We start from the raw sequence: 23126 nt of genomic DNA, 5'->3' as shown, positions 1-23126 counted from the left end.
AATACAACGCGATAAGAGCAGTTCAATATTAACTGTGTTAGATTTCAATAACCAGAATAATTTATGCTTCATAATGTAGGTTATCTACTAATAACTGGGTAGGGGGGCGCTGGTTTTTGAATGGGTAACAGGTTTCGTTGTTACTGCTCATGGCCGCAGAGGGTTAGACATCTTCAAGCTCGATGCAAAAAACATTACCGCACCCCACCCCTCTGTTTGTGCCCCAAAATACTTTCACTCGTAAAGTAATATTTTGTCATGAAAGCTACCGTGCCGCAGTCATCAAGGCGTACCTTGTAGACATGTCTACTCCCCGAACTCACACTCCACGTTTTCCTGCTTGGATGACCTCCTTCGGCAATCAAATCATTGCCGCGCTCGTCGTCGGCGTCGTCCTCGGTCTCATTGCCACCTGGATGGGCGGCGACGCCCAAGAGAACCCCAACTGGCTCATGACCACCTTGGACACCATCGGTTCCAGCTACGTCACCCTCCTCAAAGCAGCCATCGTTCCGCTCATCTTCACCGCGGTGGTCAGCTCCATCGCCAACCTCTCCAAAGTCACCAACGCCGCTCGGCTCGCAACACAAACCCTGCTTTGGTTTGCGATCACCGCATTTATCGCCGTACTTATCGGCATTGCGCTGGGCATCATCGTACAACCCGGCGCAAACACCGGACTAGCCACTCCGCCTAGCTACGAAGGCAAACAGGGGAGTTGGCTCGCCTTCCTCACCGGCCTTATTCCCGTGAACTTCCTCGGACTGGGCGTAAACATTAGCGAATCAGACTCCGGTGCGCTCACCGGCTCGGCATCCTTCAACGTTCTGCAAATGCTGGTCATCTCCGGCGTCGTAGGCGTCGCTGCACTCAAGGTTGGCCCCGCCGCCCAGCCCTTCCTCACCGTGGTGAATTCTGTGCTGGAAATTGTCCAGAAAATTCTTTGGTGGATTATTCGCCTGGCGCCCCTGGGCACCGTCGGCTTGATTGGGCGCGCGGTCTACGCCTACGGCTGGACGTCCATGGGCGCACTCGCCAAATTCGTGGTGGCGCTCTACGTGGGGCTACTGCTGGTCATGTTCGTGGTCTACCCGATTCTCATCAAGGTGAATGGTCTATCGGTCAAGCAGTACCTCACCGGCGCTTGGCCCGCCATCCAAATGGGCTTTGTGTCACGCTCGTCTATGGGTACGATGCCGCTGACCCAGTCCATCACCGAACGGAACCTCGGTGTGCCCCGCTCCTATGCCTCGTTCGTCATCCCGCTGGGAGCTACCTCAAAAATGGACGGTTGCGCTTCGGTCTACCCGGCACTGGCGGCTATTTTCGTGGCGCAGTTCTACGGGGTTGACCTTAACTTCACGCACTACCTGCTCATTATGATGGTGTCCGTTCTCGGCTCTGCGGCTACCGCTGGAACTACCGGTGCAACCGTCATGCTCACCCTGACCCTCTCCACCTTGGGCTTGCCACTGGACGGCGTCGGTCTGCTCCTAGCGATTGACCCGATTATCGACATGGGTCGCACCGCGCTCAACGTAGCTGGGCAGGCTCTGGTTGCTGCTATCGTTGCTAAGCGAGAGGGCATCATGGACGAATCCATCTACAACGCGCCCCGCACCAATGACGGGTTTACCGAAACTGGCGATTCATTCGGTGATGAGACAGCAAACTCAACCAAGCTCATCGGAAGCAAAGTTGCGTAGCTGATTGAGCTGAATCCCTCATAAGGTAAAAAGGCATCAGGCACCTTAAAACAGTAAAGGACACTCAAATGAGTGTCCTTTACTGCTTCGTGGAACATTAACCAGAAATCTCCAACGTCTCGTTCTCAAAGAAAATACCCGCGGTATAGCGTGCATTCGTGCAGACCTCATTCACAGAGCGGGAAAGCAACGTGAGCGAGCGGTAGCGGTTTACTCGAGCCTCATCGAAGTTTCCCTCAAGATGTGCCTGAATCATGTCGCAGAAAAACTCTGCCTCAAAACGCATCAGCTCCGAGAGCGGGCGGGAACCTGGGGTAGCCTTCGAATCAAAAAGGACCTGCTCATCTCCGGCAGTATATTCGGTCACCAGGTCGATTCCCTGGACGGAAGAAAGTCGCAGAGTTTCCCGACCCAGCAGAATTTCCGACGGCGCATCTGAATGAGCATTCTTAGCGATAGTAATAATGACGTTGAAGTCCTTGTAGACCAACACCAAAGTTCCCGCGCCGTCTACCCCTGTAGGTGCTAGAGCTGGAAAGTAGCGGACGCCGTCGGGTTCACCAAACCAGTAGATAGCGTCGTAGATAGGGTAAACACCCAGGTCAACGAGTGCGCCACCGCCCGTTTTCAGCGAGAAAATGTTGGGCTCTTCACCGGCTTCAACGGCATCCCAACGGGAAGAATACTGCGAAAAATTCAGGCGAACCGTTTTAGGTTTCTTGCCTACCAGGTAGTCGCGAACAATTTTCTGGGCAGGTTCATAGATATGGCGAGCCGCCTCAAAAACTAGAACCTTATGCTTTTCGGCTGCTCCCCAGACCTGATCCCACTGAGCCGGATTCCACACCGCAGGCTTCTCAATCACAACGTGCTTGCCCGCCTGGATAGCTACCAGCGCATGCGAGAGATGCAATGAGTTGGGGGATGCAATATAGACGGCGTCGACGTCGTTGCTTGCGCAGAGCGCTTCCACCGAATCGAACGCGGTTGCCTGCAACTGCTGCTGGTCAATAAAAGCCTGGGCGGACTCAGCGTTCCTACTAAAAACGGCGGAAATATCAGCCCCATCAGTGAACTTGATAGCTTGAGAAAACTCCGCACTGATGGGGCCTGTTGAAATAATTCCGAAATGCATACTCCTATCTAAACCCGGGCGGGGACAAGGAGGCAACTATCTCGGTATCGATTCTTTCGATGGCACAGCAAATTCTTAGTTTGCGCCTGGCGCATCCATGGAGAGTGCCCTGCGGAGCGAATCCAATCCCATCGAACCCAATTTCAGCGCGCGAGTATGAAAATCACGGTCGTCTTCCCCCGCGGTGCCGGCAGCTCTAGCCTCATCGCGCAGTTGCTCCCATATCCGCTGACCGATCTTGTACGACGGCGCTTGACCGGGCCAGCCGAGGTAGCGCAGGAACTCAAAACGTAGCTGCCCCGGCGAAAGATCAAGGTTTGCCTTCAAGAAAGCAAAGCCCGAATCGGCGTCCCAAATCCCCGGTTCAAGCCCCAGCTCTTCAACCCAGCGGGAGGGAATTTCTTTGCCGCAGTGCAGCCCAATATCAAAGACGACTCGTGCCGCACGCATGCGCTGAGCATCTAGCATGCCCATGCGGTCGCCGGCATCGGAGAGGAACCCGAGTTCTTCCATCAGACGTTCGGCATACAGCGCCCATCCTTCACCATGACCGGATACCCACACTGCGTTCGCACGCCACTGGTTCATGGTCTCAGCCATAGCGGCTGCGACTGCCGATTGCAGATGATGCCCGGGCACGCCTTCGTGATACACGGTGGAGGTTTCCTGCCAGGTACCAAAGGTATCTTCACCCTCAGGAACAGACCACCACATACGCCCGGGACGTTCAAAATCAGGGGAGGGTGCGGTGTAGTAGATGCCGCCTTCTTGGGTAGGGGCAATCATGCACTCCAGCTCGCGCATGGCTCCTTCAATCACAAAGTACTTTCTGCCCAGGGCTTCAACGGCGCTATCGGAGAGAGTCTGCATCCACTGGCGCAGGGCGTCGGTACCGTGCAATGTACGTTCGGGGTCAGCGTCGAGAATTTTCTTCGCCTCTTCGATAGTTGCACCCGGCTTGATTTCCTCTGCCGTCGCCTTCTGCTCGGCAATGATTCGGTCGAGCTCTTCAACGCCCCAGCGGTATGTTTCATCGAGGTCAACCACCGAACCTAGGAACTGGCGAGAATAGAGCGAATAACGTTTTTCACCCACGGCGTCTTGCTCACCAGCTTGCGGGTACAACGTATCTTTCAAGTAGGTGCTGAGTTCTTCATAGCCAGCTTTGGCACGGGTGGCGCCTTCTGTGGCAAAATCCGCGTGTTCGGGAGCGGCTGCTGCAACTTCAGCGGCTACCTCATCAAAGAACCCGCCCTCAGTGGTGTAAGCAGAAATCTGTTCGAGCACAATATCAATCTGCCGGCGAGGGGAAATATTTCCCTTCTCTCGTGCAGCATCAAGGGACTGAATAAAACCGGCTGTTGCACCATCGACGTTGTGCAAGCGTGCTGCGATATTCTTCCAATCCTGGGGAGTCTCCCGCTTCATCTGATCAAATATCGCGCGAATATTTTGGACGGGCGACTCGATATTATTGAGTTCCCAATCGCCCAGACCCGCCTCAAAGAGTTCTACCTCAAGCCCCAGACGTTCGTTCATGGCATCGAGAGTCACTCGATCGACGTCGTCTACCGGCGCTGCATGGCGCAATTTTTCCAGCGTCTGGCGAATCAAAGTGATGCGCTGTAGGCGACCCGCCGGTGAATAATCACCGTATTCGGATTCCCTACCGGTTCGTCCGGCAAGGGTTGCCCACTCAGGGTCAAGTTCTAATTGCTTTTCATAGAATTCGTTGGCGATAGCATCAATAGCCGTTGAGGTTCGTTCTTCACGGTAGATGGCAGGCAGAGTTGAAAATTTTGTCATAGCTATTATTCTATGACTCGCACCACACCTCATTCAAAAGGGGCTTGCCCCTACATCGGACGAGCGCGCCGCCAGGAGCCAGGGCCAGGACGCAACAGATCGCCCAGACGTTGACCGCGGTTGAGCTGGCGTTGCCACAGGGCTAATGCTGAATATTCATCGTGAGTATTCTGCGCAGCCATTGCAGAAACAACGGCGGTGAGCGCCGCTATTTCTTCATCGGTCGGATTCCCCTGGAGCACGGTAATAAAAGGCTGCTGGTTGTCCTGAGCAGTGTTAGAAGGGCGGCTTTCATCAATGCCCGAAAAAGCCACTTCACTAGTATCAACACTAGTCTTCTTATCTGAAATGCCCTGCTGGGGCTCACCCTTGTGCCGCGGCGCCCCACTGAGTTTTTCAGCTTTCGTACGCTCGCGATTGCCAAACGGCAGGTAGGGGAAAGACCTTGAATTAGCCACAGATAAACTCCAACAGAAGATTCAAAAAAGAAAAGGACGAGGCGTCGCTTAAAGGGGGATGTTGCCGTGCTTCTTGGCGGGGCTGGCAGCGCGCTTATCCCGCAGCGCTCTGAGCGACTGAATAATGCGAAGACGGGTCTCACTGGGGGCGATAACCTCATCAATGTAGCCCAGCTCTGCAGCCTGGTAGGGGTTCAAGAGCTCCTCTTCGTATTTCTGTACCAGTTCGGCGCGCTTAGCCTCGATGTCCTCGCCAGCTTCCTCTCCCGCAGCGAGGTCACGGCGGTAGAGAATGTTGACGGCACCCTGGGCACCCATCACACCAATTTGAGCGGTAGGCCACGCCAGGTTGATATCTGCACCCAATTTTTTGGAGCCCATCACAATGTACGCGCCACCGTACGCCTTGCGGGTAATCACGGTGACCAGCGGAACGGTTGCTTCAGCATAGGCGTAGAGCAACTTAGCACCTCGGCGGATAATGCCGTTAAACTCCTGATCGGTGCCGGGCAAAAAGCCGGGAACATCTACAAAAGTCAGAACGGGGATATTGAACGCATCGCAGTTGCGCACAAAGCGTGCGGCTTTTTCCGATGCATTAATATCAAGCGTTCCTGCGAACTGCATGGGCTGGTTGGCTACAATGCCGACTGTGCGTCCTTCAACGCGGGCGTAACCTACCATCACGTTGGGCGCGTAGAGCGCCTGCAATTCAAGGAAGTGCCCCTCATCCACAACGGATTCGATGACCGTGCGCATGTCGTAGGGCTGATTAGCAGAATCAGGAATGAGCTGATCTAACTCTAGGTCATCCACGTTGATGTCGCCCTCTTGGTCATGCTCCAGCGGGAACGACTCACTGAGATTATTCGAAGGCAAAAACTCAATGAGTTCGCGCACGAAATCGAACGCGTCTTCTTCATCTTCTGCCAGGTAGGCGGAAGTGCCGGTCACCGCATTATGCTGATGGGCTCCACCGAGGGTTTCCATATCGACTTCTTCACCGGTTACGGTCTTAATGACGTCTGGGCCGGTAATAAACATGTGCGAGGTCTTATCGACCATGATGATGTAGTCGGTTAGAGCCGGTGAATATGCTGCGCCACCTGCGCAAGGGCCCATAATGACCGAAATCTGCGGAACGACGCCGGACGCGCGCACGTTCATGCGGAAGATATCGGCAAACATCGCCAAAGACGCCACGCCTTCTTGAATACGAGCGCCACCACCGTCGTTAATGCCGATGACGGGGCAGCCGTTCTGCAGGGCGAACTTTTGCACTTTGACAATCTTTTCGCCGTTAACCTGCGAAAGTGAACCGCCGTAGACGGTGAAATCTTGGGAATATACTGCAACCAGGCGTCCGTCGATGGTGCCATATCCAGACACCAGACCGTCGCCTACCGGGCGTTTCTTGTCCATACCGAAAGCGCTGGTGCGGTGTTTGGCGAGCGCATCGAATTCTACAAAGGAATCTTCATCGAGAAGCATCTCGATACGCTCTCGGGCAGTGTGTTTGCCGCGTGCGTGCTGACGGTCAATGGGTGCCTGACCGGTAGGAGCTAAAGTAGCCTCCCTGCGCGCATAAAAGTCTGCAATTTTGCCCGCTGTGGTGCTGACATCGAATTCTTCAGAGGTTGTGACAGATGAACTGTTGTTGATTTCGGACACTTCAATTCCTTGCAGATTGGCTCGGGAGGCGCTGTAATCGAGCGTGTATAACTCCACAACTATAGTGCGTTCGGGGCACCGGCGGTCAAAGAGAACACCGAAATCAGAGGGGTTTTTCACGTTTATCGGCTATTAGCACCAGCTATTTGGAGTGACCGGTCAGTCACACCGCCTGTGATTTCGGATGGCCGGGTGAACTTAGTTCTGAGGTCCTACGCTACCCATCACGGGGTTCCACTCGCGCACGGTATAAGACAGTACGGCGCCGCCCTGATGCATAGGGTCGTGGGCAATTAATTCTTCAACTTCTTCGGTGCTTTGACCTATGAACAACAGCAAAGCCCCCGGATCGTCCTCGCTTACGAAGGGGCCCGAAGCTGCTAGCTTGCCTGCCTCCACTAGCTCGCCTAAATAAGCGCGATGCGCGGGGCGGAATTTTGCCTGTTCTTCCGCTGGGCCGTACACATAGGTGCATGCAAAGTAACTCAAAGGAAACTCCTCTATTTGATGATCCAGAATCTCATGCGAGCCGAATCACGGTATTCAATCTATGCTCTAATGTATCTCAGGTAAGACCTAAGACCGAAGCCCATACCTGTTTCTGTGCGGACGAGGAGATATTTCATGCTGGAACCTGCCCCTACGATTGATGCCTCTCAACTCGTTCTGCCGTCCTTTTCCCGCACCATTATCTTGGATGCGGTGGGTTCGACCAACGCCTACGCCTCTCAGCAACTAGCTCTAGCAGATGCAGTGACCGCTCGGGGCTGGGGGGAGCTCTCGCTGGTAGCAACGGCAGACCAACAATCAGGGCGGGGGCGTTTAGACAGAGTCTGGACTGCCCCAGCAGGCAGCGCCTTAGCTGTTTCTTTTGTGGTTCGTCCGCATGCTAACCCTGCATATCGGGTACCACCTCACCAGTTACACTGGCTCACTCAACTTCTTGCCCTGGCTACAACAGATAGTTTGCGCCGTTATTCGGTTCAGCCCAGCATCAAATGGCCCAACGACATCCTTATCGGAGAAAAAAAGTGTTGCGGTATTCTCTCTCAACTCGTGAGTGAACCGGGTGGGCACTATTCAGTAATTTTGGGAATTGGGCTCAACCTTAATATGACAGCCGAACAGCTTCCCGTAGAAACTGCCACCTCTCTCCGGGTAGAAACAGGGCACACGGTCAACCTAGAAGAAGTGCTTTCTAACGTAGCAGAAACCTTCGCCCAGTTTGCCCGCGCATTTTTCACTGCAGAGGCAGACCCCACTCGTCCACTTCTCGACGGTCTTTCCCTTCGAGAACGCCTACACCAGAGCATGAGTACTCTCGGTAAAGAAGTCACTGTTCACCTCCCCGGCGATCAACAGGTTCACGGCACCGCAGTAGATTTGGGGGAGGACGGTGAAATCATGGTTCGACTTTCCAGCGGGGAAACAGCTTCTTATTCGGTGGGTGATGTTGTGCATCTCCGCCCACGCACCGATTGGCGCTCCTGAGATTTTTTCAGGAATCTCTCGTACTCTGGTGGATGATGAAACTTAGAGGAACATTAGCCCCGGGTGAAGAAGTTTTGATTGCTACGCGCTCGCAAGCCAGCGCGTTACTTCCGGCGCTCTGGGAAGGACTGGGGGCAGTCCTGGCTTTTAGCTTTGCCTCTACTATTTCTGCTGATTCCTCTGTGCTGGCATGGGCCGGATATTTCCTGGCGACTTTCTTTTCGTGTAAGTGTTTGCGGCGAGTGGTGCGCTGGGGGAGTACGGGTTTCTTCTTAACGAATTCCCGTGTTGTCATCCAACGCGGGTTTGGGACCTCCTCGCAGGTGTCTTTACCATTGGCAGTTATTGAGGGCGTTGACGTCCGCCCTGCTGCTCTGCGCGGTGCGGACGGCGCTCATCTTCACCTGCATGTTCAAGGGGAAGTCCACGTACTGCGGTCAGTTCCTCGAGGGCATGATTTTTCTCATGAAATTCGAGGAGCACAGAATCGGCTGATGCAGCGTTTGAGCTGGTCAGGCATGTATTGATTCAAATTTTCTTGAGGAATCACGGTTTTTCGTGTCTACCTCCGAACGTTTTGTGGAGTATCGTAAATCACAGAGAATTTTGCCTGCTGATCAAGCAGCGACCAATGGAAGGACAGCTCACGTGGAATCAACGGCACCCGGTTCAGCCGAGAACCTACCAGCGGAGCCGACCTCAGAGCACTTTCAATATCTGGAAAACCGCGCACAGAGCAACCTGTATCGCACCCCTGAAGACCGCGCAGCCATGCGAGCACTGGAGAAAGTTCTCCTGGGGGACAACAGGCATCTGAACCGTCGAGACGTGTCCGCTCAAAGCGGCGTTTCTCTGCTGACCTCCCGAAAAATCTGGCGTGCTTTGGGCTTTCCCAATCTCACCGATAAAGATTTGTTTTTCACTGAGTCCGATGCCGACGCCTTGGGCACTATTACCGGGCTCAGCCGCGAGCACGGGCTCACTGAAGAGGGCGTCATCTCCATTACGCGTTCGATTGGTCAGCTCACCGACCGCATGGTGGCGTGGCAGATTGAAGCGTTGGTTGAAGACATGATGACCAACAAGGGCTATACGGATTCCAAAGCCCGCCAAGAACTGCTGAAGTTCCTCCCCGAGCTACTCGAAGACCTTGAAGAAATCCTGATTTATGGATACCGCCGCCAGCTTTCTGCAGCAGTGCTGCGTTTGGCGTTGCGTTCTGAACAGAACGATATTGATGACCCCACCCTGCTCCCTTTAGTACGGGGCGTAGGATTTGCCGATCTGGTTTCGTACACCACGCTATCTCGCCGCATGAACGAACAAACCCTGGCAGATTTAGTGCAGACTTTCGAACAGAGATGCGCCGAGGTAGTCGCCGTCGGCGGTGGTCGAATTATCAAGACCATCGGCGATGAAGTAATGTTTTTAACAGAAACACCTGAAGCCGCAGCGCGAATTTCGCTGGCTTTATCCAAACTTATTAAAGAAGATCCGCACCTGCCAGAAGCTCGCGTAGCTTTTGTCTGGGGGCGAATCCTCCCCAAGCTGGGCGATATCTACGGTCCCACCGTCAACCTCGCCTCCCGGCTCGTTGCAGTAGCAAACCCGGGAGATGTCGTGACCGATGATAGCACCGCACATACGCTCGCAGACGATCAGCGATTTGTCCTCACTCCCCGAGATATTCAGGATATTCGCGGTTTTGGAGAGATCCGGCCGGTGGGGTTGACCCCCGGTATAGGAAACGAATTGGAGATAGATTTCGAATGAGCACATCACACCTGACTACTCTGGCTGGTAGCGCAACAGACGTTGGCGCCCACCGCGATAATAACGAGGATTCGTTTGCTATCGCCGGAACCCTCCATGTTGTTGCAGACGGCATGGGCGGTCATGAAGCGGGCGAGGTTGCCTCTCGCCTGTGCGCTCGCACGATCTCTTACGCTCCTCTCTTTACCCGCCCTGGTGGAATGAGTGACGAAGAACTTGCAGCCTATGCTCTTGAGCTAGAGGCTGAAGGGGAAGCCGCAGATGAAGCAGAGGCGCGCGGTTTGTTGCGGCGACGTCGTCAAGGAACGACTGCCCTGAACCGTCAGATTATGCGTACGCTGGAGAAGCTACGCGAGATTATTGGTGAGGCAGACGAGAAGATTAAGGATGTTCTCAATCAGCGCGCCGGTACTACGGTGACGGGCGCGTGGCTGACCAATATTGGGGATCAGGATATGTGGTTCATCTTCAACGTGGGTGATTCCCGAACCTACCGCCTGGTGCGTAACGATGAGTACGAGCCAGAAGATGCGAATCTTTCACTCTCGGGCGCTTCAGTAGAGGGGCTTCATCTGGAGCAGGTTACGGTAGACCACTCAGAAGTTCAGTACCTCGTTGATACGGGGCAGATTACCGCTTTGGAGGCGCTCACCCATCCGCGCCGCAACGTTATTACTCGTGCCCTGGGTACTGGTAACTATTGGGAACCTGATTTTTGGGTCATTCCCGCTCGTGAGGGCGATCGATTAATGATGTGCTCAGACGGTCTTTCCGGCGAGCTTTCCCACCAGTACATGGCGCGCGTTCTTGCTACGGTTCAGCACCCGCAAGATGCCGCCGATGTGCTTCAGATGGCGGCACTGCGAGCAGGTGGTCGCGACAACATCACCGTGGTGGTTGCCGATGCCATCACAGAAGAAACAGCTCAGAAAAATGCCGAACTGCTCAAAGAACTGACCCAGACCCAGCAGAATCGGCTGGTGGATCGCTCAGAAGACTTTGAAGCTAAACACACCGCCACCGTGGAGCAGGAGTCCTTCAATGACGAACGCCGCCTCATGCGCGAGCACGGCGAATAAGTAACCCCTTCTCAACCCGGCGCAGCATCGAAAAGATAGCTGTGCCGGATCGAGTGTTTAAAGCCCCTCTTATGGTCTTGAGTAACTGCAATGAGGCAAAATGAGAGGGTGACTGATGAGCAAAATATCCCAGAAGCAGCTCCCCAAGGTATCTCCGAGGAGCTGAAAGAACACTACGCCCAACTGATTGAGCAGGTTCGAGCAAGCCGCCAGCAGTACTATGTGGACGACGCCCCCACCATTTCCGACGCTGCATACGACGCCATGTATCGGGAGTTGGAGGAGCTTGAGGCTCTGCACCCAGAGATTGTTGCAAACGATTCTCCCACCCAAGAAGTTGGCGGTGAAGTTTCCACTGCATTCGCACCGGTGGTTCACCTGAGCCGCATGTATTCCCTGGAAGATGTTTTCTCCATTGAAGAGCTCAAAGCGTGGTTTGAAAAAACTGAAGCGAATGCAACCCGTATTGCGGGGGAGAAACCCCAGTGGCTGACCGAACTAAAAATTGACGGTTTGGCTATTAACCTGCTTTACCGCAAGGGCAAACTGGTGCGCGCGGCAACCCGTGGAGACGGCACCACCGGTGAGGATGTTACCCACAATGTTCTCACCATCAAATCCATCCCAACCCAGCTGGCAGGCAAAGATTGGCCCGAAGAAGTTGAAGTCCGCGGTGAAATTTTTATTTCCTCAGCCGATTTCAAGAAGCTCAACGAGGGCATTGTAGAAGAAGGACGCGCACCCTTTGCTAACCCCCGCAACGCTGCAGCGGGATCCCTGCGCCAAAAAGATGCGGCGGTGACCGCTCGTCGTCCGCTGTCCATGTTTGTGCACGGTATTGGAGCTCAGACCGGGTTAGATATTCAGACCCAGGCTCAGACCTATGATCAGTTGAAAGAGTGGGGGCTGCCGGTGAGCCCCTACAGCAAGGTGCTGACCACTCTGGATGAAATCCTAGAATTTATTGAGAAGTATGGCGAACAGCGTCATTCACTGGTGCATGAGATTGACGGCATCGTCATAAAGGTCAACCATTTCCGTACGCAGAACCAGCTGGGGTATACCTCGCGTGTTCCCCGCTGGGCTGTTGCCTATAAGTACCCGCCGGAAGAAGTCAATACCAAGCTGTTGGATATCCAGGTAAATGTCGGTCGTACCGGGCGCGTGACACCCTTTGGAGTGATGGAGCCGGTAGTTGTAGCGGGCTCAACGGTAGAAATGGCTACCTTACACAACCAGGATGTGGTGAAGGCTAAGGGTGTGCTCATCGGCGATACTGTGGTTTTGCGAAAGGCGGGGGATATCATCCCTGAAATCGTGGGGCCTGTAGTTGCGTTGCGCGACGGCAGTGAGCGAGAGTTTGTGATGCCCACCGAATGCCCCAGCTGCGGGGCGCCCCTGGCGCCGGGGAAAGAGGGTGACGTCGATATCCGGTGCACCAATCCTAGAACCTGCCCTTCGCAGCTCCGTGAGCGTATTTTTTACGCCGCTGGACGGGGAGCTTTTGATATTGAGGCTTTGGGGTATGAGGCAGCTAAGGCTCTAACCGCTCCTGCTGAGCCCCAAACACCACCGCTTACGTCGGAGGCAGAGCTCTTCAATCTCACCGCAGAGGATCTTGCAGAGGTCAAGATTGAGCGGGAGAAAAAGGTGAAGGGTCAAGGCACCGGGGTAATGGAGAACGTTCCCTATTTTTGGACCAAGCCCACTGCTAAGACCCCCTCTAAACCGACCAAGAATACTGAAAATTTGTTGGTTCAGTTAGAGAAAGCGAAGAGTCAGCCGCTGTGGCGGGTTCTTGTGGCTCTCTCTATGCGCCATGTGGGCCCCACTGCTGCGAGAGCTTTAGCAACCGAATTTGGCTCTATGGGCGCGATTCGATCCGCTAGCGAGGAGCGTCTGGCTAACGTCGACGGCGTCGGGGCGATTATTGCGCGCTCTGTCATCGAATGGTTTAGCGTAGATTGGCATCGCGAAATTGTGGATGCTTGGGCGGCATCGGGCGTCCGAATGGAGGACGAACGGGACGAAAGTATCGAGAGAAATCTTGAGGGACTGACGATTGTAGTCACGGGAACTTTGGAGGATTTCACCCGTGATTCGGCAAAAGAAGCGATTTTAGTACGCGGAGGTAAGGCATCGGGCTCCGTCTCGAAAAAAACCAGCTATCTCGTAGCTGGTGTCTCTGCCGGTTCCAAGCTGGACAAGGCTCAACAACTGGGAGTTAAGGTTCTGGATGAGGCAGGTTTTAAGGAGCTTCTAGAGAATGGTCCCGAACAATAGTTATGAGTCTGGGCTATAGCAGATAAAAAGCAGTTCCAGCCGTCCTTTGAAAGACGACAGAGGGCGGCTGGACTGTTGTGTTGTACGTTGCAAAATTTTTAGGAGCTCAGAAGGAGTAGAAAGGATGCGTCTTCGTATGAGAGGCGGGTCGCATTTTTGGGCGATGTCCCTTAAAAAGCCTCTCTTCCAGGGTGGTCTATACAAGTTTTTTTAAAATTTTTTTATGGCGCTGAGGATGCAAATATTGCGTTTTGGTAACAAAAAAACCGGTAAAGTACGAAGTCTGCTTATGAATTTTTACCTTGGAATGGCGCGGATTTTGCGTGGGGTTAAGGCTGTGACATAAAAAATTCAGGGAAAACACCCGGAAAACGCTAAACCTGCTGAATTCTTTACCATTTCGTGATTTATCCTAAAAAGTGGTTGGCAGAATCGAAATCGTTACAGTATCGTTATCAACGAACGAAATCCCCGAGCGATCGGGGCACATGATTCAGAGCAAACTTCGCTCTGATGAACATGCCGGGTTTTGCCGCACACCTGAGTCCGTCTACAGGGCAAAACCTCAACAGATACCCAATAGCATCTAGGGTAGACGGCAACGCATTGAAGCCAGGGGACTGGACGAGCGTTAGGTGGCCCTCTCGGAGCATCGTGAAAAAGACTTCAATTCGCCGTAATGTAACCCGCTCAGCAGCAGCTCTCGTAGTTGGTGGCGCAGCAGTAGCATCTTTCGCTGCTCCCGCAAATGCTGCATCAGAGTCAACCTGGGACGCACTGGCACAGTGCGAGTCCGGTGGTAACTGGGGCATCAGCACCGGCAACGGCTTCTCCGGTGGTCTGCAGTTCACTCCTTCAACCTGGGCTGCATTTGGTGGCTCCGGTTCACCTACCACTGCTTCCAAAGCTGAGCAGATTCGTGTAGCTGAAAACGTACTTGCCGGTCAGGGCTGGGGCGCATGGCCTGCTTGCTCCGCAAACCTTGGTCTTTACGGCTCCGGTGAAACCGCAAACACTGCTGCACCTGCAGCAGCTCCTGTTCAGGAAACCACTGTGGCACCTCAGGCTGAGGCTGTAGCTCCCGTTGCGCCCGTTGCAACTGAGGCTCCTGTTGCTGTTGAAGCACCTGCTGCATCCGTCGTAACTGAGGCTCCCGTCGCTCAGGCACCTGTTGCTGTTGAAGCACCTGCTGCCCCCGTCGCAACTGAGGCTCCTGTAGCGCCCGCCGCTCAGGCACCTGTTGCCGCAACTCCTGTAGCTAACACCTACACCGTTCAGGCTGGCGATACCCTTTCAGAAATCGCTTTGGCTCACGGTTACACCTCCTACTGGGACTTGGCAGCTGCTAACGGCATCACCAACCCCGACCTCATCGAAGTTGGACAGGTTATCTACCTCTAATTCTTCAATGAACAAAAGCTCATCATCCTTGTGATGGTTTCGAAGAACCCCGCTATGGCTCAGCTATTGCGGGGTTCTTCTCTGTTAAAAACTCATGCCGTTCTTCGGCTTCTTGCTCTAATGCGCCAAATTTGGCTCTGAGAGCTAGACTAGATGAGGAAAACTTTTCGCCACTAACGGAGTATTCATGTCTGACATTACCCGTGAGACGGTAGCCCACCTTGCGGAGCTGGCTCATATTGAAATGACGGACGCCGAACTTGAGGCGCTTGCCTCAGAACTAGGCGTGATCGTTGAATCTGTAGCATCGGTATCAAATGCGGTTTCGGATGATATCCCCGCAACCTCCCACCCGATTCCTTTGAAGAACGTTTTCCGGGAAGACGTAGTAGGAGAAACTCTCACCGCTGAAGAAGCTCTCTCGGGTGCTCCCGATGAAGCTGACGGCAAATTTAAGGTTCCTGCCATTTTGGAAGAAAGCTAAGGGGGAGAGCGATGAACGAATTGATTAAACTATCAGCCGCTGAGCTGGTAGAGAAGCTTAAATCCTCGGAGATTTCTTCCGTTGAGATTACCCAGGCCCACCTGGATCGTATTGAAGCTACCGATGGTCAAACGCTGGATAGTGCTGACCGCTCTGCAGGTAAAGACGGATTGAACGCCTTCTTGCACACCAGCGCTCAGCAGGCTCTGCAGGTCGCAGAAGAGGTAGACCGCGCCCGTGCCGCTGGTGAAGAACTCCCTGAACTTGCCGGCGTCCCGATTGCTATTAAAGACTTGATTGTGACCAAGGGACAGCCCACCACTGCGGCTTCACGCATGTTGGAAGGCTGGATGAGCCCCTATGACGGCACCGTTACCCAGAAGGTTCGTGCCGCTCGTATGCCGATTTTGGGTAAGACCAACCTCGACGAATTCGCTATGGGTTCTTCCACAGAGCACTCTGCGTTCGGTGTTACCCGTAATCCCTGGGCACTAGACCGCATCCCAGGTGGTTCCGGTGGCGGTTCTGCCGTCGCAGTATCTGCTTTCCAGGCTCCTTTGGCATTGGGAACCGATACCGGTGGCTCAATTCGCCAGCCTGCAGCTGTGACCGGTTCGGTCGGCGTCAAGCCCACCTACGGTTCTATCTCTCGCTACGGTGTTATCGCGATGGCGTCCTCGCTTGACCAGGTGGGTCCTTGTACCCGCACTGTTCTTGACGCTGCACTTTTGCATGAAGTTGTAGGCGGCTATGACCCGAAGGATTCCACCTCACTCAATGAACCGGTGGGGCCCTATGCAGCTCAGGCACGTGAAGGCGCTACTGAAGGCGGTCTCAAGGGTCTGCGCGTCGGTATCATCAAGGAACTGAACGGCGATGGCTTCCAGGCAGGCGTGAATGCTCGCTTCAATGAGTCCATTGATCTGCTGAAATCAGCCGGCGCTGAAATCGTTGAGGTCTCCTTGCCTTCCGTCAAGGAAGCACTGGGAGCTTACTACCTGATTATGTCTTCTGAGGTTTCTTCTAACCTCGCCAAGTACGATGGCGTTCGTTTCGGTCTGCGTAAGCTCCCTGAAGAAGGTCCCGTAACCATTGAGCGCGTGATGAGCGCTACTCGTGCCGCCGGTTTTGGGGATGAAGCAAAGCGTCGCATCATTTTGGGTACCTATGCACTATCTGCTGGTTACTACGATGCTTACTACGGTTCTGCGCAGAAGGTCCGCACCCTGATTCAGCGCGATTATGCTGCTGCCTTTGAAAAATGCGATGTTTTGGTCTCGCCTACCGCTCCCACCACCGCTTACAAGCTGGGAGAGAAGACCGAGGGTGATCCGATGGCTATGTACCTAGGTGATATCGCGACCGTACCCACCAACCTGGCAGGTGTGCCATCAATTTCAATCCCTGCCGGTCTTGCAGATGAAGACGGTTTGCCCGTCGGTATCCAGTTCACCGCTCCTGCCCATGAAGATGCACGTCTTTACCGCGTGGGAGCAGGCTTGGAGGCGTTGCTGAATAACAAGTGGGGTGCTCCGCTGTGGGCACAGATGCCCGACACCGAATCCTTGATTCGCGACTTCGATTTTGGGGGAGCTAAGTAATGTCAGAAGAAATTTTGAGCTTTGAAGAAGCGATGGAGAAGTACGACCCCGTACTTGGCTTCGAGGTGCACGTTGAGTTGAACACCAAAACGAAGATGTTCGACGACGCTCCCAACGAATTCGGCGATACCCCAAACACCAACATCACCCCTGTCTCGCTCGGTCTTCCGGGCGTACTGCCGGTAGTGAACGGTAAGGCTGTCGAATCTGCTATCAAACTGGGTTTGGCGCTGGGCTGCGACATCGCAGAAGTTTCCCACTTCGCTCGTAAGAACTACTTCTACCCCGATACCCCCAAAAACTTCCAGACTTCTCAGTTCGATGAGCCCATCGCTGAGAATGGTTCGATTGATATTGAGCTTGAAGACGGCACCGTTTTCACCGTTGATATTGAGCGAGCACATATGGAAGAGGATGCGGGAAAGCTCAACCACATGGGTGGTTCAACCGGTCGTATTCAAGGTGCAGAGTTCTCTTTGGTGGACTACAACCGCGCAGGTGTACCCCTGATTGAAATTGTGACTCGCCCCATCGTGGGTGCGGGCGAGCGAGCTCCTGAACTTGCGCGCGCTTATGTGGCAGCCATCCGTGAAATCGTTAAGAACCTGGGCATCTCTGATGCGAAGATGGAGCGCGGTAACGTTCGTTGCGACGCCAATGTTTCCCTCATGCCTAAGGGAACTACTGAATTCGGTACCCGAACAGAAACTAAAAATGTTAACTCGTTGCGCTCGGTAGAGCGTGCCGTGCGCTATGAGATTCAGCGCCATGCAGCTGTTTTGGATTCTGGTCAGAAGATTGTTCAGGAAACCCGTATGTGGCATGAGGACACTCGCGAGACTACTGCGGGCCGTCCTAAATCTGATGCCGATGATTATCGTTACTTCCCAGAGCCTGACCTAGTTCCCGTTGTGACGGACTCTGAGTGGATTGAGCGTCTTCGCGCGGAACTTCCCGAGCCGCCCGCCGAGCGTCGTCGCCGCTTGAAGGCTGACTGGGGTTACTCGGACGAGGAATTCCGTGACGTCGTCAATGCTGGTGCTATGGATGCCATCGAGGAAACCGTGGCTGCAGGTGCTAGCCCGGCGGTCGCCCGTAAATGGTGGATGGGCGAAATCGCTCGTATCGCCAAGGTGCGCGAAGTCGATTTGGCTGAAACCGGTGCTACCGCCCAGACAGTGGTTGAACTCAACCAGTTGATTGAGCAGAAGAAAATCAACGACAAGATTGCCCGCCAGGTGCTGGAATTCGTCATTGCTGGTGAGGGAAGCCCCGCTGAGATTGTCGAAAAGCGCAACCTCGCTGTGGTTTCTGACGATGGCGCACTTACTGCCGCCATCGATGATGCTCTGGCTGCAATGCCCGACGTCGCAGATAAGATTCGCGGCGGTAAGGTGCAGGCAGCCGGCGCTATCGTTGGTCAGGTGATGAAGGCAACCCGTGGGCAGGCAGACGCTGGTCGCGTTCGCGAGCTCATCTTAGAGAAGCTAGGCGTAGAAGGCTAGCTCCTATAAGGCTTTCATAAGTTTCTAGGATACGCACCGTAAGAAAGCGCCGGGTAGATATTTCTACCCGGCGCTTTTTAGATAAGCACGAAAAATGTGCTTTAAAGTGGGGAAGAGCCGGCAGCGGAGTAATCTCACGCTATGCCGGCTCCTCAGGCGTTTGGTAGGGGAATCCCAAACGCTCGTTGATACTTGGCCACCAGAAAAGCACAAGTATCTGGGGTGTTGCTGAAGATAATGAAACCGACAATCAATGCTTCATTATGTTCTAGATTCTGCTAGCCACTCAAAATCTATCAGCAACGATATAAGTGTAGGAGAGCAGATGTCGCTCTTATGGCGCAGGCGGATACTAAGCGCGGTTTAAGGATGCGGTTCTTTTCTTTTTAATAGAATAAAATCAGGTCATTTCGAACTCGGTCAAAATACGCTGAAGCGCGTCCTTGATGCACGGGGATCTCGGAGAGGATCTCGGGAAGAGTAGAATTCTTCTCTGTTGGTTTTCTCGAAACCATCAGCTTTTCCGGAGCTCCTGCGGGATAATCGAAAAAGAATCTAAAAAATACGCTGGAACGTGGTTTACCGAATTGCATTGCCAAAATAGCGTCCTCCTCTTCCTGAGGAGCATCCTCAAAAGTGATGGTGTACAGTAACTCCCCACATTCTGAGGCATTGAGGGGAGTATCTAACTCAAATGAAAACATCTTGAATTTTTCATGCCATTTGAGAGAGCCACCGTGATGAATTTCTATATTCTCAACATCGGTGCCAACAGGAGCCCAGATATAATCACAAGAATCTTCTAATGCCCGAAAGACGAGATTGCACCGTATCTTATAGCTGCGAAATTTTTTATCAACGTAAACATCGTAGAGCGTGGTAGTGAAATCAAACCGAGGAATACGTTTTTCATCAGGAGGTGTTTCTTGAGTTGCATTAAGCGCAATGAGATCAGATATTTTCTGCGCAACATGTGAATCGATAGGAAACGTTTCGGTAAAAAGACGGAGGGTATCAAGAGTGAGTCGTTCACCAAGAATTGCCCGCCGTACGCGATCTTTGTACCGGTTCGGTGGAGACTCGATTCCATACCGGGACCATTCAGAGGCTGAAATAGCACGAGAAATAGCTCGATAACTCAACACATTTTTATCTGTGGCTATGTTATCCGAAATATAGCGGGACCATATTTTGTGAGTGGAAGGTTCTAAGAGGGCATCCCGTAGCAACAGACTTGCCTGATTGGTATGGGCAGGAGAAGAGGTTTGCGGCTGAAGCTGAGAGAGAAAAGAATTTACTCGTTGATCAATTTTTTCGCGCTTTTTTGTCATGCTTTACTCTTTGGTCGATCCTGGGACAAGAACATTACCTCGCATGTTTATATCCCCGAATTTCCCGTCGGGGCGTCGTATCGGCCATATGAATCCGCAGTAAGCTTTATGAATCACTGGATAATGCATTGAATAATGGGTATGACCGGGGGAAAGAATTTCCTCCACGACGGGATTTTCATAGGCATTGTCATCCCAAAAACAATGACGAATTACTGCGGGTCCCTCGTCGAAAATAAGCAAAGTGGTGACATTGAACTTTGGTCTTTCTGAAGCACCAATTCCAAAGTGATTGACGAAGTCTGGGTTGTCTTCGACCTGTTCTTGTACGTATGCCCGTACATGTAGACGGTGAATCTCCCCTTTAGCGAGAGGGTAAGGGGCTTCAATGACGAGATTATAAATATCATTTTCTTCGTTTTCTGCCCCCGCCTCATACTCGGTAGTAATCTTTTTGAGTTTTCCGCCTTCGACAATTTCAATATCTAAACCAGCGCCTTCAAAGAGCGGATTGAAATATTGCAATTTATCGTGCTCGACCATTACCACCTCAACAAAATCAAATTGCCGAATGAGACCATCTTTATTGATAGTAAGAGTGAGAGTTTCCGAGAGGGTGACGTATTCGCGCTTAGGATCTTGCCGTCGGGCATGGTTGGCATGACGGGAAACAATCGATTTATCGAGGTAGCGGTGATGCACGATAGCGCGCCAGAGTTCATCGGCTTCGGATGCTGTAAAACCAAATGCGGAGATAAATCGCATTGCTGTGCGGTCAGTGAGCATTTCACCTTTGAGCGCACGGCGGATTGAATCCTTGTACTGCTCAGGTGCTATCTCGTGACCGGCGGCATCGGAGAGTTCGTATGCCATGAAGGTTGCCACAGCACGAATGTTGACGCCTTTTCCCCGACGGCGTTGTACGAACTGCCCCCACATATCTCGGTAGGGAGCTTGCATCAGAAGACTTTCGAGAACTTCATGGGGGAAACGGGGAGCAACGGAGTGAGACGCGGGGGCGTATTCAGTTGGACTCATTCCAACCATCCTGGTCGAGCAAGTATGTCAGTGCAAAAGCGTAAATCCAGGCGGTTTCTTTCCACTGCGTGTACCGCCCTGAGCCGCCGCCGTGACCGCCGTCCATCTCAATTTTGAGTAATGGTGTAGGGGAATCGGGTGAAATTGTTTCTCGCAGTTTTGCCACCCATTTGGCTGGCTCAACGTAGAACACACGAGTGTCATTAAGACTGGTCACCGCAACGATAGGCGGGTAAGTTGCCTGGCGGATATTCTCGTAAGGAGTGTACGACTTCATGTAGGAGTAGACTTCAGGGTCTTCGATGGGGTTACCCCATTCTTCCCATTCCAGCGCAGAGAGAGGCAGATTGGGATCAAGAATGGTGGTCAAGGCATCGACGAAAGGAACATCGGCAATAGCCGCACAGTATTTTTCCGGAGCGAGGTTAAGGGTCGCACCTATCAAAAGACCCCCTGCGGATCCACCGTGGATGGCAATACGCTGGGCGTCTACCCAGTCCAGTTGCCCTAAGAATTCGGTGGCGTCGACAAAGTCAAAAAAAGTATTTTTCTTCTGAAGTTTCTTGCCGTCCTGATACCAAGACCGCCCCAGCTCACCGCCACCGCGAATATGGGCGACAACAAAGATGACACCGCGGTCGAGCAGGGATAGGCGGGGAATCGAAAAATAGGGGTCGACCGAGACTTCGTAGGAGCCATAGCCGTACTGCAACACCGGATTTTCTCGGGACTTATCGAGATCAGCCCGATGCACCACCGACAGCGGAATCATCTTTCCATCGCGCGCAGGAGCCCACATCCGATAGGCAAGGTAATCCTCGGAGTCAAAGCCCCCAAGAAGCGGCGTCTCTCTGCGTAGAATTAGTGATTCTTGTTCTGGAAAATAATCAAAGATACGGGTAGGAGTTACCCATGAGGTGTAATTAATGCGGACGATGGGCGAATCGACCGAAGTGCTCAGTACCCCGGTAGTGTAAATTTCTTCGGTAAAACCAGCGGGCTCAGTGAAAGTAAGACCGGCGGGGGAATCCGTTACCTTCAGCTGCGCAAGAGCATCTAAAGAAGCCAGGAAAACTTTGACCGTGGTATCTTGGCGAGCAGTTACTACTAGATGGCGCGACGAAAAGGAGACTCCCTCCACACGCACGTCGTCACGATGGGGCATTACCTTAATCCACTGCTGCCGTAAGTCTGAGAATCCTAGCCCGGTGGGCATCGGAGAGAGCACTATCTCTGAGTTAATCGCCTCGAAATCGTGCACCATGATGAGATATTGTTGCCCCGCTATGATGATGGGTTCAACGCTGTATTGCACACGCTCTGTCCGCGGAATCACGACCATCGGTGTGGTACGAAGATTGTCTGTGGGCACCAAGCGAACCTCAGTGAATTCGGAAGAGAACGACGTGAGCACCACATGAGTTCGGTCTTCTGAAAGATTAGCTTCGAGCCACATCCCTTGATCGGGTTCCTTGAAGAGCACGATATCTTCATCCGAGCTGTTGATTTTGTGTGCGCGAATTTCATAGGGGCGCCACGAGTCGTCGACCAAGGAATAGATGAGATAGGTGGCATCGGCAGTGAGAAAAGCACCAGCAAAAATATCTTCGAGACGATCCGAGCTGATTTCTCCGGTGTTCAGATTCTTGAAGTACTGCGTGTAGCGCTCGTCGCCGGCGTCATCGACGCCGAAGGTCAGGAGCTCACCATCGAGCGAGGGCTCAAAGGAACCAAGCGAGAAAAAAGGTAAATCAGCTGCGAAAGCATTGCAATCGAGCAGAGTTTCTTCTCCCTCTAACTGCTGATTCGATTCAACCAGCGGAGGGGTGAAACGTTCCTCTACGCTTCCTTCTCGAACCGCTGGGACGCGGCACATCAGGGGGTACTGTTGCCCCTCGACCGTGCGTGAAAAATACCACCAGTTGCCCTTACGGGTGGGCACCGATAAATCGGTCTCTAGTGTGCGACCTTTGATTTCATCAAAAATGGTTTGGCGCAATGGTTGTTGCTGGGCGGTAACCTTTTCGCAGTATTCGTTTTCCGCTGTGAGGTAATCGATAACCTCTGACTTCTCTTTCTCTCGCAACCATTCAAAAGAATCGTAAAAAGTATCGTCATGAAAGACTCTGGTAGTCATCTGCTGACGCGCACGAGGCGCAGGCAACGGAGAAAAAGTAGTCATAAGAAGTCCCCTCTAGTTGTGATGCAACCCCATGTTGGGTGTTCATGGCTATATCCCCATTTTAGACGCTATTCAAATAGTTCGGTTCTAGAGCATCGGCGTGCTTTGAGCAAATACATGTTTTTGGCACCGCGAATGTTAACTCTATGACAAAATATGACGCCGAAATTCTGAGGGTCAGA

18 protein-coding genes are annotated in these 23126 nt (G+C 53.0%); 10 read left to right on the top strand and 8 right to left on the bottom strand.

Going from position 1 to position 23126, the window contains the following annotated elements; genetic code table 11:
* Nucleotides 1–302 precede the first annotated feature (302 nt).
* Nucleotides 303–1706: a dicarboxylate/amino acid:cation symporter gene (locus tag IDM48_RS08385; RefSeq protein WP_238397942.1), complete on the top strand. Its 1404-nt coding sequence runs from the start codon at nucleotides 303–305 to the stop codon at nucleotides 1704–1706.
* Between the two features lie 97 nt (nucleotides 1707–1803).
* Here the strand turns inward: IDM48_RS08385 and IDM48_RS08380 are convergent, their stop codons facing one another.
* The 5 genes from IDM48_RS08380 to IDM48_RS08360 form a co-directional block, all read right to left on the bottom strand.
* Nucleotides 1804–2841, bottom strand: coding sequence for a Gfo/Idh/MocA family protein (locus IDM48_RS08380; protein ID WP_190616920.1), 1038 nt, complete (start codon nucleotides 2839–2841; stop codon nucleotides 1804–1806).
* Between the two features lie 75 nt (nucleotides 2842–2916).
* Nucleotides 2917–4647: a DUF885 domain-containing protein gene (locus IDM48_RS08375; protein ID WP_190616918.1), complete on the bottom strand. Its 1731-nt coding sequence runs from the start codon at nucleotides 4645–4647 to the stop codon at nucleotides 2917–2919.
* Nucleotides 4648–4697: 50 nt separating this feature from the next.
* Nucleotides 4698–5105: an acyl-CoA carboxylase subunit epsilon gene (locus IDM48_RS08370; protein ID WP_233126029.1), complete on the bottom strand. Its 408-nt coding sequence runs from the start codon at nucleotides 5103–5105 to the stop codon at nucleotides 4698–4700.
* A 48-nt stretch (nucleotides 5106–5153) separates the two neighbouring features.
* Nucleotides 5154–6776: an acyl-CoA carboxylase subunit beta gene (locus tag IDM48_RS08365; RefSeq protein ID WP_238397941.1), complete on the bottom strand. Its 1623-nt coding sequence runs from the start codon at nucleotides 6774–6776 to the stop codon at nucleotides 5154–5156.
* A 198-nt stretch (nucleotides 6777–6974) separates the two neighbouring features.
* A complete protein-coding gene (locus IDM48_RS08360) occupies nucleotides 6975–7265 on the bottom strand; it encodes a YciI family protein (RefSeq protein ID WP_190616916.1) in 291 nt (96 codons plus the stop codon).
* Nucleotides 7266–7400: 135 nt separating this feature from the next.
* Here IDM48_RS08360 and IDM48_RS08355 point away from each other — a divergent pair, with 135 nt between their 5' ends.
* The 9 genes from IDM48_RS08355 to gatB all read left to right on the top strand — a co-directional run bounded on the left by IDM48_RS08355 (nucleotide 7401) and on the right by gatB (nucleotide 18393).
* Nucleotides 7401–8267: a biotin--[acetyl-CoA-carboxylase] ligase gene (locus IDM48_RS08355; protein WP_190616915.1), complete on the top strand. Its 867-nt coding sequence runs from the start codon at nucleotides 7401–7403 to the stop codon at nucleotides 8265–8267.
* A 32-nt stretch (nucleotides 8268–8299) separates the two neighbouring features.
* The gene (locus tag IDM48_RS08350; protein ID WP_190616913.1) at nucleotides 8300–8794 is read left to right on the top strand and encodes a PH domain-containing protein; all 495 of its coding nucleotides are present in this window, start codon (nucleotides 8300–8302) and stop codon (nucleotides 8792–8794) included.
* 31 nt (nucleotides 8795–8825) lie between these two features.
* A complete protein-coding gene (locus IDM48_RS08345) occupies nucleotides 8826–10040 on the top strand; it encodes an adenylate/guanylate cyclase domain-containing protein (protein WP_338019217.1) in 1215 nt (404 codons plus the stop codon).
* Nucleotides 10037–11119, top strand: coding sequence for a PP2C family protein-serine/threonine phosphatase (locus tag IDM48_RS08340; protein ID WP_068171545.1), 1083 nt, complete (start codon nucleotides 10037–10039; stop codon nucleotides 11117–11119). Before IDM48_RS08345 ends, IDM48_RS08340 begins: the two co-directional genes overlap by 4 nt.
* Nucleotides 11120–11209: 90 nt before the next feature.
* Nucleotides 11210–13402: an NAD-dependent DNA ligase LigA gene (gene ligA / locus IDM48_RS08335; protein WP_068171542.1), complete on the top strand. Its 2193-nt coding sequence runs from the start codon at nucleotides 11210–11212 to the stop codon at nucleotides 13400–13402.
* A gap of 654 nt (nucleotides 13403–14056) precedes the next feature.
* Nucleotides 14057–14803 (top strand): LysM peptidoglycan-binding domain-containing protein, encoded by a 747-nt coding sequence (locus tag IDM48_RS08330; RefSeq protein ID WP_238397940.1) that lies wholly within the window; start codon nucleotides 14057–14059, stop codon nucleotides 14801–14803.
* A gap of 187 nt (nucleotides 14804–14990) precedes the next feature.
* Nucleotides 14991–15287 carry an Asp-tRNA(Asn)/Glu-tRNA(Gln) amidotransferase subunit GatC gene (gatC, locus tag IDM48_RS08325; RefSeq protein ID WP_190616911.1) on the top strand — a complete coding sequence of 99 codons (297 nt, stop codon included), beginning with the start codon at nucleotides 14991–14993 and terminating at the stop codon, nucleotides 15285–15287.
* 11 nt (nucleotides 15288–15298) lie between these two features.
* The gene (gatA, locus tag IDM48_RS08320; RefSeq protein WP_145174728.1) at nucleotides 15299–16888 is read left to right on the top strand and encodes an Asp-tRNA(Asn)/Glu-tRNA(Gln) amidotransferase subunit GatA; all 1590 of its coding nucleotides are present in this window, start codon (nucleotides 15299–15301) and stop codon (nucleotides 16886–16888) included.
* Nucleotides 16888–18393 carry an Asp-tRNA(Asn)/Glu-tRNA(Gln) amidotransferase subunit GatB gene (gatB, locus tag IDM48_RS08315; RefSeq protein ID WP_190616908.1) on the top strand — a complete coding sequence of 502 codons (1506 nt, stop codon included), beginning with the start codon at nucleotides 16888–16890 and terminating at the stop codon, nucleotides 18391–18393. Before gatA ends, gatB begins: the two co-directional genes overlap by 1 nt.
* 386 nt (nucleotides 18394–18779) lie before the next feature.
* Here gatB and IDM48_RS08310 read toward each other — a convergent pair whose 3' ends face one another.
* Genes IDM48_RS08310 through IDM48_RS08300 form a run of 3 tightly spaced genes read right to left on the bottom strand, consistent with a single transcriptional unit; the run spans nucleotide 18780 to nucleotide 22944 of the window.
* The gene (locus tag IDM48_RS08310; RefSeq protein ID WP_190616907.1) at nucleotides 18780–19724 is read right to left on the bottom strand and encodes a hypothetical protein; all 945 of its coding nucleotides are present in this window, start codon (nucleotides 19722–19724) and stop codon (nucleotides 18780–18782) included.
* A 3-nt stretch (nucleotides 19725–19727) separates the two neighbouring features.
* A complete protein-coding gene (locus IDM48_RS08305; RefSeq protein WP_190616905.1) occupies nucleotides 19728–20762 on the bottom strand; it encodes a hypothetical protein in 1035 nt (344 codons plus the stop codon).
* Nucleotides 20749–22944 carry a S9 family peptidase gene (locus IDM48_RS08300; protein ID WP_068171523.1) on the bottom strand — a complete coding sequence of 732 codons (2196 nt, stop codon included), beginning with the start codon at nucleotides 22942–22944 and terminating at the stop codon, nucleotides 20749–20751. Before IDM48_RS08300 ends, IDM48_RS08305 begins: the two co-directional genes overlap by 14 nt.
* Nucleotides 22945–23126 lie beyond the last annotated feature (182 nt).

It is taken from the genome of Rothia amarae (genome assembly GCF_014705945.2).
Classification (GTDB): domain Bacteria; phylum Actinomycetota; class Actinomycetes; order Actinomycetales; family Micrococcaceae; genus Rothia; species Rothia amarae.
The sequence above is the reverse complement of the archived record's forward strand: the minus strand, read 5'-3'. Positions and strand labels throughout refer to the sequence as shown.

Bases quoted from the DNA above. Each gene is read 5' to 3' on its own strand.
- IDM48_RS08385 (WP_238397942.1), top strand. From the start codon at position 303: ATGTCTACTCCCCGAACTCACACTCCACGTTTTCCTGCTTGGATGACC.
- IDM48_RS08380 (WP_190616920.1), bottom strand. From the start codon at position 2,841: ATGCATTTCGGAATTATTTCAACAGGCCCCATCAGTGCGGAGTTTTCT.
- IDM48_RS08375 (WP_190616918.1), bottom strand. From the start codon at position 4,647: ATGACAAAATTTTCAACTCTGCCTGCCATCTACCGTGAAGAACGAACC.
- IDM48_RS08355 (WP_190616915.1), top strand. From the start codon at position 7,401: ATGCTGGAACCTGCCCCTACGATTGATGCCTCTCAACTCGTTCTGCCG.
- IDM48_RS08350 (WP_190616913.1), top strand. From the start codon at position 8,300: ATGATGAAACTTAGAGGAACATTAGCCCCGGGTGAAGAAGTTTTGATT.
- IDM48_RS08340 (WP_068171545.1), top strand. From the start codon at position 10,037: ATGAGCACATCACACCTGACTACTCTGGCTGGTAGCGCAACAGACGTT.
- ligA (WP_068171542.1), top strand. From the start codon at position 11,210: ATGAGGCAAAATGAGAGGGTGACTGATGAGCAAAATATCCCAGAAGCA.
- gatC (WP_190616911.1), top strand. From the start codon at position 14,991: ATGTCTGACATTACCCGTGAGACGGTAGCCCACCTTGCGGAGCTGGCT.
- gatA (WP_145174728.1), top strand. From the start codon at position 15,299: ATGAACGAATTGATTAAACTATCAGCCGCTGAGCTGGTAGAGAAGCTT.
- gatB (WP_190616908.1), top strand. From the start codon at position 16,888: ATGTCAGAAGAAATTTTGAGCTTTGAAGAAGCGATGGAGAAGTACGAC.
- IDM48_RS08310 (WP_190616907.1), bottom strand. From the start codon at position 19,724: ATGACAAAAAAGCGCGAAAAAATTGATCAACGAGTAAATTCTTTTCTC.
- IDM48_RS08305 (WP_190616905.1), bottom strand. From the start codon at position 20,762: ATGAGTCCAACTGAATACGCCCCCGCGTCTCACTCCGTTGCTCCCCGT.
- IDM48_RS08300 (WP_068171523.1), bottom strand. From the start codon at position 22,944: ATGACTACTTTTTCTCCGTTGCCTGCGCCTCGTGCGCGTCAGCAGATG.